The organism is Streptomyces sp. NPDC059247 (assembly GCF_042754005.1).
Classification (GTDB): domain Bacteria; phylum Actinomycetota; class Actinomycetes; order Streptomycetales; family Streptomycetaceae; genus Streptomyces.
In genome coordinates, this window is sequence record NZ_JBHYZW010000046.1 from 1 (window position 1) to 11,969 (window position 11,969).

General features: G+C 69.4%; 9 protein-coding genes and 1 pseudogene. 5 read left to right on the top strand and 5 right to left on the bottom strand.

What is annotated here, in order from left to right; translation table 11 throughout:
- Positions 1 to 259, bottom strand: a pseudogene (locus ACFXGN_RS32420) (hypothetical protein); the annotation flags it as partial.
- A gap of 270 nt (positions 260 to 529) precedes the next feature.
- Between ACFXGN_RS32420 and ACFXGN_RS32425 the strand changes: the two are divergent.
- The 3 genes from ACFXGN_RS32425 (at position 530) to ACFXGN_RS32435 (ending at position 3,055) form a co-directional block, all read left to right on the top strand.
- On the top strand, positions 530 to 1,000 hold the full coding sequence (locus ACFXGN_RS32425; RefSeq protein ID WP_384865965.1) for a hypothetical protein: 471 nt from the start codon (positions 530 to 532) through the stop codon (positions 998 to 1,000).
- Positions 1,001 to 1,381: 381 nt separating this feature from the next.
- Positions 1,382 to 2,191, top strand: coding sequence for a replication-relaxation family protein (locus ACFXGN_RS32430; protein WP_384865966.1), 810 nt, complete (start codon positions 1,382 to 1,384; stop codon positions 2,189 to 2,191).
- A 465-nt stretch (positions 2,192 to 2,656) separates the two neighbouring features.
- Entirely contained in the window at positions 2,657 to 3,055 is a 399-nt protein-coding gene (locus ACFXGN_RS32435) for a hypothetical protein (protein ID WP_384865968.1), read from the top strand.
- 57 nt (positions 3,056 to 3,112) lie between these two features.
- Here ACFXGN_RS32435 and ACFXGN_RS32440 read toward each other — a convergent pair whose 3' ends face one another.
- The gene (locus ACFXGN_RS32440) at positions 3,113 to 4,651 is read right to left on the bottom strand and encodes a PIN domain-containing protein (protein WP_384865970.1); all 1,539 of its coding nucleotides are present in this window, start codon (positions 4,649 to 4,651) and stop codon (positions 3,113 to 3,115) included.
- Between the two features lie 292 nt (positions 4,652 to 4,943).
- Positions 4,944 to 5,624, bottom strand: coding sequence for a hypothetical protein (locus ACFXGN_RS32445; RefSeq protein WP_384865972.1), 681 nt, complete (start codon positions 5,622 to 5,624; stop codon positions 4,944 to 4,946).
- 307 nt (positions 5,625 to 5,931) lie between these two features.
- Here ACFXGN_RS32445 and ACFXGN_RS32450 point away from each other — a divergent pair, with 307 nt between their 5' ends.
- Positions 5,932 to 7,260, top strand: coding sequence for a helix-turn-helix domain-containing protein (locus ACFXGN_RS32450; RefSeq protein ID WP_384865973.1), 1,329 nt, complete (start codon positions 5,932 to 5,934; stop codon positions 7,258 to 7,260).
- A 147-nt stretch (positions 7,261 to 7,407) separates the two neighbouring features.
- Entirely contained in the window at positions 7,408 to 8,181 is a 774-nt protein-coding gene (locus tag ACFXGN_RS32455) for a hypothetical protein (protein ID WP_384865975.1), read from the top strand.
- Positions 8,182 to 8,248: 67 nt separating this feature from the next.
- On the opposite strand, the gene ACFXGN_RS32460 is transcribed toward ACFXGN_RS32455, so the two are convergent.
- On the bottom strand, positions 8,249 to 10,927 hold the full coding sequence (locus tag ACFXGN_RS32460; RefSeq protein ID WP_384865977.1) for a Helicase associated domain protein: 2,679 nt from the start codon (positions 10,925 to 10,927) through the stop codon (positions 8,249 to 8,251).
- A gap of 54 nt (positions 10,928 to 10,981) precedes the next feature.
- Positions 10,982 to 11,440 carry a hypothetical protein gene (locus tag ACFXGN_RS32465; protein ID WP_384865978.1) on the bottom strand — a complete coding sequence of 153 codons (459 nt, stop codon included), beginning with the start codon at positions 11,438 to 11,440 and terminating at the stop codon, positions 10,982 to 10,984.
- Positions 11,441 to 11,969: the final 529 nt, after the last annotated feature.

Here is an 11,969-nt window from a genome sequence, read left to right on the forward strand (position 1 = left end):
AGCCGAGCGGCCCGGCGTACACCAGGGCACAGGAAATCCTCGACACCCTGCTGACCGGCTTCCAGGGCGTCCCCGAGTAGGCGCGGGCCCCGACCACGTCCAGGAGCAGTCGGCGCATCTCCGTGCCACCCGTCTCCTCGATGACCGCGCAGGCGGTGTCGATGTCGTCGGCCTGCAGCGCCCGGATGTAGGAGAAGGCGTCGGCGACGTCCTGCGGATCCATCGGAGCGAGCGGGGTGGTGACGGTGTTCTCGGGCATGACAGCTCCTCACGTACGGGCCTCCGCGTGGATCGCGACGGCCTGGTTCCGAGCCTCGGGGAGCCGCCCTGTGGACAGAGTCCGCGCACCGACGGTGACCACCCACCCCCTTGTCCAGGTTCGGACGGCAGCGCGTTTCCCCTTGACAGGGTTCGCCAGGTGCGACAAACCGCCTGTCCCGGGAGGGGAGAAGTCTCCGTCCCGGCACCCTGGGCGACGGCCGGGGAAAAGCCGCTGCCGGACCCGGTACGCCGCTGGGAGACTCCGGGGATGACCACGCAGCGCCTCCCGTTCCCCGTGCCCGATGAACGCGCCCACTACTTCGTCGGCCAGTACGCCGACATGCACGACCTCGTGGAGGACCTGGTCGTGCCCGACGGCGTACCCGAGGCCGCAGCGACCGTCCTGCGCACGTCCCGGGAGCTGCTGCGCCAGTCCTACTACTGCTACGAGTTCTCCACCGTCGCGGTCATGCACTCCCTGATCGCGGTGGAGATCGTGTTGCGCGACCGCATCCCGGCCGCGGGCAACAAGACCCTGCAGAAGCTCATCAAGCAGGGCGCCGATACCGGGGTCCTGACCGCCCGGCAGGCGGAGTACCTCGACTACGGGCGGAAGATCCGCAACGGCATGGCGCACGGCAAGACCACGCACGCGGCGATGCCGCCGGCCATGGCGGTGCCGATGGTGACGACCTCGTTCACGATCGTCTCCGAGCTCTGCGCCGCACCCGCCAAATGATCACGGCTCGATAACGGGCGTCACACCATCGGCTTCGGCGCCACCTGTAACAGGTGAATGCGGGGTTCTGCCCGGAGTCCCGCGCCACTCGCGTGAGGAGCCTGAACGATGACGTACGCCAGCAGCGCCCGGCAGCCCGAGCCGGAGCCGGAGTCGGGCTCGACCTGGTCAAGGGGTGCTGAGAGCCCCCCAGACGGCCCGGAAGCCAGTGCCGCGTCCAGTGCCGTGAACGATTCCGACGTCGTGCCCATCACCGCAGCTCACACCGCCCGTCAGGGGGCTGCTCGGCACGCTGACACCTCTCTCCTTAACCCTGAGACAGCAGCGAAGGGGAAGAAGTCCACTACCACGGCCGGGAAGGTACGGGCCGATGCGCTGAGGATGCTGGGGTGTGTACGGATAGCCACGGTTCGGCAGATGGCTCAGGTGATCGCGGCGGAGGAGTCGGACGGCCGGTCGTACGTGCGCAGGGCGATGGTGGAACTGGAGAAGCTCGGGCTGGCGGAGACGAACGGCAAGGACGGCAAGCACAAGATCTGGAACCTCACCCCGGCAGGGCAGAAGGCTCTCGCCGACGGCAGCGAACTACCGGCACGACCGAAGGCCGGCACCGGAGCGAAGGCCGTCCGAGCCGGGTTCGGCCCGCACGGTCTCGCGGTGACCGACACGATCCTCGCCTACACCGACACGGTCCTGCGCGGTCGCGGGGAGTACCTGACCGACTGGCAGGTGGAGGTCAACCACGCCATCAAGCAGACCGGCCTGTCCTTCAACACCGACGCCGTCCTCGCCGTGCCGACCAAGACCAGCGAGGTCCGCCTCTTCGAACTCGACAACGGCACCATGTCCCAGGCCCGCCTCGCCAAGGAGGTCTGGGACTACGAACGCTATGCCGGGCACCGTGTCTGGGAGGGAGCCCGCGGCACCATCGGCGGGACGCACCCGTTCTGGCAGCGCCACCGCTACACCCGCTCCACCACCTTCCCGCGGCTGCACGTCGTCCTGGCGGGCAAGCCGGAACACCTCCTCGACAACCGCCTCCAGGCGCTCGCTACCGATGTAAAGGGCATCGCCATTGCGGTGTGGGCGAACACCCTGCCCCGGCTCCAGCGCGGCGAGCCCTGGTACGAGATCGGCGTCGACGACCCGCACCAGCGCCGCGCCCGCTACCCCGAAGCGGTCGGCCGCTGACCGACGCTGGGCAAGCCCGAGGGGAGCCTGGGCAAGCCACCCGCGAGGGCGGCTTGCCCACCCCGGCCGGTGGCACTGCGGGCAGGCGGCATCAGTCACGACCCCCAGGTCTACGCGGCGAGAGGCTGGCTGACCGATGACCGGTCACCGTCCTGGCTGGGAGTTGCATGGACCGGTCACGGTGCTGACGTGCTGGTTGACCGATCGCGGGAGGCGGATCGGTCACAGCCGGCCTGCCGATCGGTCACGGCCTCTGCTGGGCAAGCCCTCGGCTCGGGGGGCTTGCCCAGCGTCCGGATCACGTGGCGGGACGGCTCCCGAGGTCGTGGCGTCACCGTCTGGGACGCGGAGGCCCGGAGCCGGCTGACGCCTCCTCGCCGGTCGTACACCGAAGCCATGAGACGAAACAAGCAAGAGAGCCCGGCCGGGCTCGGGCAGAGAGATGCGGGCGACATGTGGCTGGCCTTGGCACGCCTTCACGCCGCCCACCGCGACCCGGTCGGCCGCCTCGTGCCGTTCGAGCGACCGGAGGCGCTGCTGGCCCTCACCGAGCCGGACGAGGTCCTGTTCACCGCGCGGGTGGAGCTGTCCGGGATGGAGACGATGTGCCACCTCCACGACCTCATCCGCACCGTCACCGCGGAACTGTGCTACGCCGGGCCCGGGGTCGCGCTGGAGGTCATGGTGGGCAAGCGCCACGAACTCGCCCTGCACCCGGCCCACGTCGACGGCCTCACCCGGCTCCTGCGCCAGGCCGTCGACACCATCGGGGGCCGCAGCACGCCCGGGGGCGGCCGGTGCTTCCACTGCGACGGCACCGGCCGTGCCCACCCGCTGTGGGAGCCGGCGGCTGGGCAAGCCTGAGGGGAGCCTGGGCAAGCCCTCCGCACCGGTGGGCTTGCCCAGGAACCGACGGCTTGGTCAGCGGTCTGTTTCCGAGTCGGGCGCTTCGTCCGGCCCGGTCTCCGGATCGGGGCCGTCGTCGACATCGGAGCCCGCGGCGTCATCGTCATCGGCAGGGGTCTGGGTTCCCCCTGCCAACGCAGCGGCGGCGATCTGGTTGATGGTCGTCTGCGGGAGGAGGTGGCTGTAGTCGATCTTCGGTACGAGGTGGCTGAAGTCCAGCTGAGGAAGCAGCCCGCTGAGGTCGGGCTTCGGTAGCCCGGCGATGAGGCGATCAGCGGCCGCCTGGTTCAGTGTGGTGGCGATGTCGAGCGTGGGCATCGAAGCTCTGATCTGCTCAATGACGCCCTGCCCGAGAAGGTCTGCGACGGTCAGCTTGGGGAACAGGTCGGAGACGCTGCGCGCCATGACACCAGCGACGTCGAGCGTGGGCATGGCCCCGGCGATGTTCTCGGCGATCAGGCGTTCGCCGGGGGAGTGGGCGAGCTGGTTCCTCAGGACCCGCTGCGCGTGTGACGCCCTGGCCTTCAGCCTCTTGATGATCTCCATGCACCGCGCATCGTCTGTGTCCGGGAGTACGGGCTCGCCGGGGGTCAGCAGGGTTGGCGCTTCGTCCCCGCCGTTCGCGGAGAAGAGGACCTTTATCTCCCAGACGCACGACACGTACCGCACGTCTTCGTCGTCGCTGTTGGTGGCGACCCCGTGCAGCAGCCAGCGGGTGTTGGCGGTGTACCAGACGCTGCCCTCGATCTCATGACCGAGGACGTCGGCGATGCTGAGCAGTTCGGCTTCGGGAGAGGCGAGCCACTGGCGCCACTGAACGGACGCCTTGGCGGTGTCCAGACCGACGAACCCGACCGGTGAGCTGAGCATCTCGACTGCGGTTCGCGACACTCGGTTGCGAACGGACAGCGACCTCAGCAGCTCCTCGGCGGCTGCTTCGGTGTCCCGCCCGGACACCTCCTTGGTGAACTTCGAGACGACCGTGTCGAAATCGGTGAGCCGGGTGAGCCGGCCTTCCAGGCCGCGCACGTCCTCGTTCATCGGATAGGGATACGTGGCCCCGTCGCCGAAGTCCTTGGTGTTGTTCGTGACGAAGCAGACTTCCTCGTCCGGGTTCTCCTTCAGGTACTCAAGGATGGAGAACCAGACTGCCGCGTCGCGGCCGCCCTCGGACCGTTCCTTGGTCGCCTTCGCCGGCGGAAGGGCCATGGCCTCACGAGCCAGCGCCTTGCGTGCGGCGTCCCCGCTGGTGTCTATGACCTCGAAGATCTCCTCGTACGCGCTGCGCCAGTGGGCAACGAGGCGGTTCAGGTCGAGCGGCTCCAGGGAGCTCTTCAACTCCCACGGCAGTGCCTCACGCAGCTTCGCCAGGGTGTTCATGACGGCCCGGTACTTGTCGGGGTAGTGCTTCGTCTGGTGGGCGACCAGCTCCTCCATGACCATCCACGGCACGGCCACCTTGTGGTGGCCGGACTGCCGCAACTTGCGGATGATGTCGGCCCGAAGACCGGACGGCGGGAGAAGGTTCACCGCATTCGTATCAAAGATGATCAACTGTGCCTCCGTAGCATTCACCGGGCATCATCTCGTGCGGCTCCGCACCGGCTGCAGGCCGCACCTGGCTCAGGAAGGGGTTGCACCGGAAGGGGGCTGGAGAGGTGTCTGCAGGGGTGCACTGGGCGGGGGACCGCAGGTGTGACCGGAGGTGGGACCCCCCGAAACCAGTGATCTTCCGTTTCCCCAGGTCAGTGTCCGTGGGCAAGCCCCTTTCGCAAAACGACACCTCTTTCCCGAGCGATAGCCGAGGGGAAGAGGTGCCGTTCGTCAGAGCCGGGGCCGGGCGCGCTCAGGCCAGCTGCGCCTGGAGTCCGGCGAGGGGAGAACGCCGACCCTTGCCGACCGTGCGCAGCTGCTCCCAGTCGACCTCGGGGTGTGCCCCGGGCAGATCGTCGACGTGCCCGGCGGCGAAGCGCGGGACGTCGGCGGCACCGGCCTTGCTTGCGCCGAACTGGACGCGGCCCCAGGAGACCGGAGCGATCCAGCCCAGGCGGCGCATCCACTCGAAATCGACCCGACGGACGCCGAGCCTGGCGGCGGCCTGCTCCGGCCCGAGCGGCGCCTCACGGGCCAGCAGCCCCGCCAGGCCCTCCCGGGCAGCGACCTGGTCGACCTGGTCGGGGTTGAGGGCGCTGTACCGGCGGTGCCCGCTGAGGTCGAGCAGGAGGCCGAGCGCGATCAGGCGCTCCACCGCGTAGGAGGAAACCGCCGGCGGCTCGCCGGGCTCGTTCGGCGTGCCCAGCGCTGCCGCGATCCGGTTCGCCGCCTCGTACGGCGAGATCGCCTCGCGTGGCATCGCAGCCCGCACGGCGGCCGCGTCCATCGCCTCCACCGCCGCCCTCGACCACGCGAAGCCGCTCACGTCCGGATCCGGGACCACGCCCACGTGCCGCGCCCAGCGCAGCACCACGACCGTCGTGTGCAGCCGCTTCGCGGCCTGGGCCTCGTCGTACTCGGTTTGCCGAGCCATGGGATTCCTCGCTCTCATTCGTTCGCCTTGCACCTTGGCGATAGAACATGACAGATCACATGAAAACGTGTCAATAGCCCCTGAAATCAGGCGAGTTGGACCGGCACGACCAGGACCGCGCCCACGTACGCGAGGGCAGATTCACTCTTTCGGCGGCTGGATGCTGTCCTCCACCGGCCGAGGCCCAGCAAGACTCTGGCGACCGATGCCACGGCCTTTCAGAAATGCGTGGTGATGAACGGGTGCGTCCGTTTAGCGTGATCTGACCGGCGCACGCCGGTCATGCACCTGGTGAACTGGAGAACCGATGGCTCTGCCCGCACGGCTCACCGCCGCCCTGGGACGGCACCCCGACGACCTCACCGAGGACGACCTGCAGCGCGCGGTCGACAACCAGATACCCGAAGGCGTCGACCTCGACTGGAAGAAGGACTTCTACCAGGGCACCGATGCGGGCAAGAAGGAACTCGCCAAGGACGTGGCGGCCATGGCAAACACCGTTGGTGGGCTGCTCGTCGTCGGCGTCGATGACGGCAAGAAGGACCACGCCCACGCTCTGGCGCCCTTCGAGCCGGCCCCGGGCCGGGGCGAGGAGTGGATCCGCTCGGTCCTTGCGAACTGGATCCAGCCCGTCATCCCCAACGTGGGTGTGCGCTCCCTGCAGTCCGCCGAGGAGGGCAAGATCTATTGGCTGCTCACGGTGCCGTCCAGCACACAGGCTCCGCACGCGGTCGCTGCCCCGGGCAACGACTACAACTTCCGGGTGCACGTCCGGCACGGCACCACCACCCGTACGCTCGCCGAATCCGAGATCGCCCAGCGCTACCGCGACCGCTTCCACGCCGCGGCCATGGATGTCGACCGGGTGCAGGACGTGTCCTCTGCAGGGCTCGACTACCTGACCCGGTACGTGATGACGGAGGTACCTGTCGGCGGCAAACGTGCCGCCTGGGACCCGATCTGGGTCAGCGTCACCGCAGTCCCCGCCGTCCGAGGCGACTACCCCCTCACCACTCAGGAGGAGCGCAACGCGGCTCTCGACCGCTGCGCCAAGCTTGCCTACCAGGCGGTGACCAGCAATATGAAGCCGAATCACCCGGCGCTGGTCGGCCGCCGCCAGGTCCGTTTCGAGGGAACGCCCACCGGCCAGCTCCACCAGGACGGTTCCAGCTACGGCGCGCTGCCGCTCAACATCAAGGCGGACCCGATCGACAATGGCGCCCCCCTCCGGCTCTACCAGCATGGACTCGAGCTGGAGCTCGTGGCCCAGGTCCAGGTGGCGGCGGCCTGGGCGGCCGAGACGGGCGCGGCAGGCGACCTCATGCTCTCCGCGGCACTCCACCGCGTCGACGGCGACCTCGCCCCCGTACGCGTGGTCGTGTCAGAGAGCGCCTTCCAGCACGGCCCCGCCATACCGATCACCAAAACACCCGCGCAGACCACCGCGAACCTGACGGCACTCGTTGCGGACAAGCATGAGGCCGTCAGCACGGCCTACGCCCTCGTCGCCGACCTCCTGGCCGACATGGGAACCCACCAGCCCCACGTACTGACACCCGACGGGAACATTCGGCTGGACCGGCTCGACGGTTCCTACCGCCAGGCGCTCACAGGCTGGGACCCCCAGCGAACGTAACAGCCAGCCCGACAAGCGTGAGGGCCCCGAGACCAACTCGGGGCCCTCACGCTCTTCGCTGACCTCCCCGCTCAACGACGAGCCGGGCAACCTGTCACGCCCACCTTCGTGCTGCCTTCTGTCAGGGGTCGTCTCTACCCTGGCGTCATGACACGGTCTAAGTTCAAGTTCGCCTACCTGCAGCCGCTGTTCGCGGACGTGGAGCAACTGCGTGGAGAGGGCGCCTACCGGCAGCTGCCGGCACCGCAGCCGTCGAGCAGCCTCGCGACGGACGATGCACCGCTGGGCATGTACTCCGCGTCCACGCTCATCCGGAACTCCTACAGCGCGGGGGTCGCCCACGCCGACGCGCTTCGCAGGCTCGTGCACGCGGGAGAGGTAGACCCGCAGAGCCCGTGGACCTTGATGCGGGGGGCTCTGGAGAACTTCGCCACGGCCGTCTGGATCCTGGGCGGCAACGACCGCACCGAGCGCCGCCGACGCACCCTGGCCCTGTGGCGCGAGGACATGCGCAACCGGGCCCAGCACGAGGAGGACACGGACCACCAGCCAGGCCCCGGTGGCAAGACCGGTCGCGAGCGCCGCCAGGACATAGCCGACCTCGCCCTGTCCCTCGGCATTCCCACCGCCTCCCTCAGCAAGCCAGAGGCGGGGAAGGTCATCGGGGAAGCTGCCGAGGATGCTGGCCTGAAAGCCCGAGAGGTCTCCGCAGCCTGGCGCGCGGCGTCAGGGTTCGCCCATGGCCGGTACTGGCCCAACCTCCGGGCATCCATGCCCATCGACGCCGTGCGCAGCGGCCCCGACCACTACCTGATGGCCTTGGTCATCGACGAGGGCCAGCACCGCCCGCTGACACGGCATACCAGGACGCTGCTCCACCGACTTCACGACAGGTACCAGGCCAGGGCCACAGCCCACTGACCACTGACCACGCAGCGACGCCCATCAGGCGCCGATGACTCGAGGCGCCTTCACGCACGGTGCTTGGTCAGGCCCAGTCGACGCCGAGTTTCGAGAGGGCGGCGAGCTGGTCAGCGGTGAGCTTGTCCCGCCGGCTCTTGGTGTTGGAGACCCACACACCCAGCTTCACCACGACCGGCTCCGCCTCACCGTCGACCGCGATCTCCTCCCCGTGTGCCCTCGGGACCGGCCGGTGGGCGCCTTCCCGCTCCACCCACTGCGTGAGGGCCTCCAGGCCCCGCTGGAACGCCTGCTGCGCCTTGCTCGGCCCCTTCGCCGCACGGCTGGCCTCCGGGACCGGAGGCGGCGCCTGGGCGGGTTCCACGCCCAGCGTGGTCAGCCGTGCCTGCTGCTCGGGCAGCAGTCGCACCCAGGTAGCCGGCTGCTTCTGCTGCTGGAGCCACCGCCCGATGTCGTCGCCGTCCAGGAGCACGCCGGGGGCGATGTCGGGCAGCTGGCCGTCGGCGTCGACCAGGTCGGCGAGCACGCGGTAATGCCGCTGCCAGTCCAGGGGCCAGGGGCAGTTCCAGTCCTTGTCGATCGTGGCGAGCTGTGCGGCCCGGGTCGTGGCGGTGTCATCGTCCTTCCCCAGCCCGTTCTTCGCTCCCTTCCGGCGGAGGTTGGCCATGTGCTGGCCGATGGGCACCATCGCGTCGTCCTCGCCCCAGATGGCGTCCTGGCGGGGTGCGAGGTGTCCGGTGGCCCGCCGGTAAGAGCGGAGTGCGGCGAGCTTGGCCTCCCAGGCTTCCTCTCCCGGTTCCCAGAGCATTCCGGCCTCCGGTGCGTCCAGCAGGGTCTTGCGCCGCTCCTCCAGTTCCCCGGCCCGCAGCGCCTTCCGCTGCTGGTGCACCCACCGCCCCAGCGGGAAGTCCTTCGTGACGCCGACCTCGACCTCCACGTCGTACGGGACGGCGTAGACGCCGGTGATGCCGTTCTCGGCCCGCCATCGCAGCAGGGCCTGGTAGCCCTCCAGCCACACCAGGGACTCCGGCCGGTAGACCCGGGTGCGCAGGAACGCGGCGATTGTCGCGGCGTCGCGCGGGCTGGAGAAGTGCAGCAGCGCGGACTCGGCAGCGGCGTCGGTGTCGGTGTCGTCCTGCTCTTGGTCCTCGCCGTCGCCCCCGACGCCGCCCCCGACGATCCGCCCGTTCTCGTCACGGTGGACGTGGATCTTGCGCTTGCCGCTCGTGAGCGCGCGGGAGGCCAGCTGCTCGACCAGACGGTCATCATGCGAGCGCAGGCCCTGGAGGACCGCTACAAGAGGGCGGAACGAGGCACTGGCGACCATGTCGGTGGGGTCCTCGTTCGGCTCCAGGAAGACCGGCACGATGATGCGGGCGATCTTCGTGCTGCCGTCCTTGTTGAGGCGGAGCGCGCGGCCGATGTTCTGGACGATCTCGACCTGGGAGCCGCGGGTGTCGGCGAAGCAGACGGCTTCCACTCCGCGCTCGCCGGTGATGTCGACGCCTTCGCCGAGGACGCGCACGGAGGCGAGGAACGCCCGGTGCACGCGCCGGTTGTCGACGTCGATGCCGTTGGCGAACTGCCGCAGGACCTCGCGCCGCTCGGTGACGAGGTGGTCGCCGCACAGCCATGCCGACCAGACCCGGTCCGGCGGGACGTGGCGGCCGGCCTCCAGCTCGTAGAACTCCGCGTCGATCGACGACTTCGGCAGCTTGTCGGCGGCGGCCAGATCGGCGTCGGACGCGTCGGTGACGTACAGCTCGGCAGCGGTCTCCGGGAGCTTGTCCGCGAACGCCTGTGCCTCCTCCACCTTCTGGTGGAACGTCATGACCGTACGCAGGTTGTACGCCGCCGCGTGTTCCAGCAGGGCGGTCTGCAACAGGGCTAGGCGCCGGCCCCGCAGCGGCTCCTCCGACAGCCCGAGGATCGGTGAGGGGTCGCGGATCTCCAGGACGTCGATCTCGAACCCGGCGAGGATCTCCCGCTCGATCGCCTCGGAGAGTCCGAGCTCGGCGAGCCAGGCGCCGTACGTGCCCTCCGGGTCGTCGGCCATGGTCGCGATCTCCACCTCCTGGCCGTCCGAGCCCTTCTGCGGGCGGGCCGCGGCGAGGATGCGCGGGGTCGCGGTCAGGTAGAGCCGGAAGTCCGCCGGGATGCGGGCGTTGTCGTGGATCGCCGCCCACGGCCGTCCGAGATCACCAGCGGTTCCGTGCGCCTCATCCACGATCGCGAGGTGGAAGCCGTCCATGCGCTGCCCGTAGAGCCGCTCCCCGCCCGCCAGAGCGGCCTCCAGCGGCCCGCGAACGCGCCCCTGCTTAGGTGCGTCGATGTCCTCGCGGTCCACCAGGGAGGCGTACGTGGCGAGCACGACCACGGGCCCGTGTCCGGCCCACAGGGAGAGCTGGATCGGGTTCGTGGTGGTCCGTACCCCCAGCGAGTTGAGGACCGCGTCGTTCTCCAGCGAGCACACCGCGACCATCGGCGCCCGGTGGCCCACCGCCCGCCACGCCTGGGCGGTCTGCGCGAGCAGGTCCAGGGTCGGGACCGTTACGAGGATCCGGCCGTCCGCGAACGACTCCAGCGCGCACGCGGCGGCCATGATGGTCTTGCCCGAGCCGGTCGCTGACACGATCGTGCCCCGGGCACCCTGCGGAGGTACAGATGACCTTGTAGGGAATCCCACCCACCTACGAAATGCCGAGCGCTGATCTGCTTGGTGCTCTTTGAGCTGAATCACAGACATTCTCTCGCTCCTCCGAATGACTAATTCCGGCACAGTTTCAGACGATCGTGCGGATCACCTGGACGGCGAGAACGGCGGTACGGATACCGTGCCGTCCTCGCCGACCACGACCCGCTCGGCGAGCTGCGCCAAAACCTCGGCGGGCGAAAGACCGGCCCGATCGGCTGCCGCCCGGATCAGTCGGCCGGACCCTGCGGACAGCCACAGCTCCGTCCGCAGCTCGTCCCGCTCCTCCTGTCGACGCGCCAGCTGCGCGGCATGCGCGGACAGGACGCCCTGCCGCCGTTCATCACGCTCCCGCCCCCACTCGGAGCCTTGGATGTCCTGCTCCGGCTCGTACGCGTCCCACCCGGAGGTGTCCATCAGGAGGCTGACGCGTCGCAACTCGCGGTGCTTCGCCGCCCAGACCGCGGCCAGCCGGTCCGGCTCCGACACGTACTCGGAGAACGCCCCGCTGAGCAGGGCCCGTTCCGTCTCCCGCTCCCTGACCGCCGCCTCTGAGATCCGCTCCACAACCACAGTCCCGGTCAGGCCGTCTCCCTGGCGCCGAACCCAATCCCGCGCCACATCGTCAGCACTCCACATGCCCACCCGTTCCTTTCCAGAGAAAAACACAGCTTGCTGTAGATACGGTCTACGGGTGTCCTGTGTTTCTGCCAACGGTACATGCTGTATCAATCCGATGCACGCGGTACACTAGAACCCACACGAACGAGCGACCCCCACCCCTCATAGCCAGCCCGGCCCGCGCCAGCGGGCCCCAAGGTTCTGGAGGCGCAGCCGGAAGGACCGTCAGGCGGGGAGCGCAGCGGACCCGCCCAGGAGTGCGAAGCACTCCCCAACTCCCTCACTGGAGACCCCGCTAGCCGCACTCGACACCCCATCAGCCACGGCCGCGCGATGCGCGGCCAGCCGGGCGCGCAGCGGCCGGCCCCACCGGCCCCAGGAGCGCAGCGGAGGGGGCCGCCCGTGCTCCGCACGGGCCAGCGGGAGCGCAGCGACCGCCCCCCTTGCACATCGCGCAGCGATGTGGTACCCGCTC

Excerpts from the sequence above, each read along its gene's own strand:
- ACFXGN_RS32425 (WP_384865965.1), top strand. The coding sequence starts at position 530 with ATGACCACGCAGCGCCTCCCGTTCCCCGTGCCCGATGAACGCGCCCAC.
- ACFXGN_RS32460 (WP_384865977.1), bottom strand. The coding sequence starts at position 10,927 with ATGTCTGTGATTCAGCTCAAAGAGCACCAAGCAGATCAGCGCTCGGCA.
- ACFXGN_RS32445 (WP_384865972.1), bottom strand. The coding sequence starts at position 5,624 with ATGGCTCGGCAAACCGAGTACGACGAGGCCCAGGCCGCGAAGCGGCTG.
- ACFXGN_RS32430 (WP_384865966.1), top strand. The coding sequence starts at position 1,382 with ATGCTGGGGTGTGTACGGATAGCCACGGTTCGGCAGATGGCTCAGGTG.
- ACFXGN_RS32455 (WP_384865975.1), top strand. The coding sequence starts at position 7,408 with ATGACACGGTCTAAGTTCAAGTTCGCCTACCTGCAGCCGCTGTTCGCG.
- ACFXGN_RS32450 (WP_384865973.1), top strand. The coding sequence starts at position 5,932 with ATGGCTCTGCCCGCACGGCTCACCGCCGCCCTGGGACGGCACCCCGAC.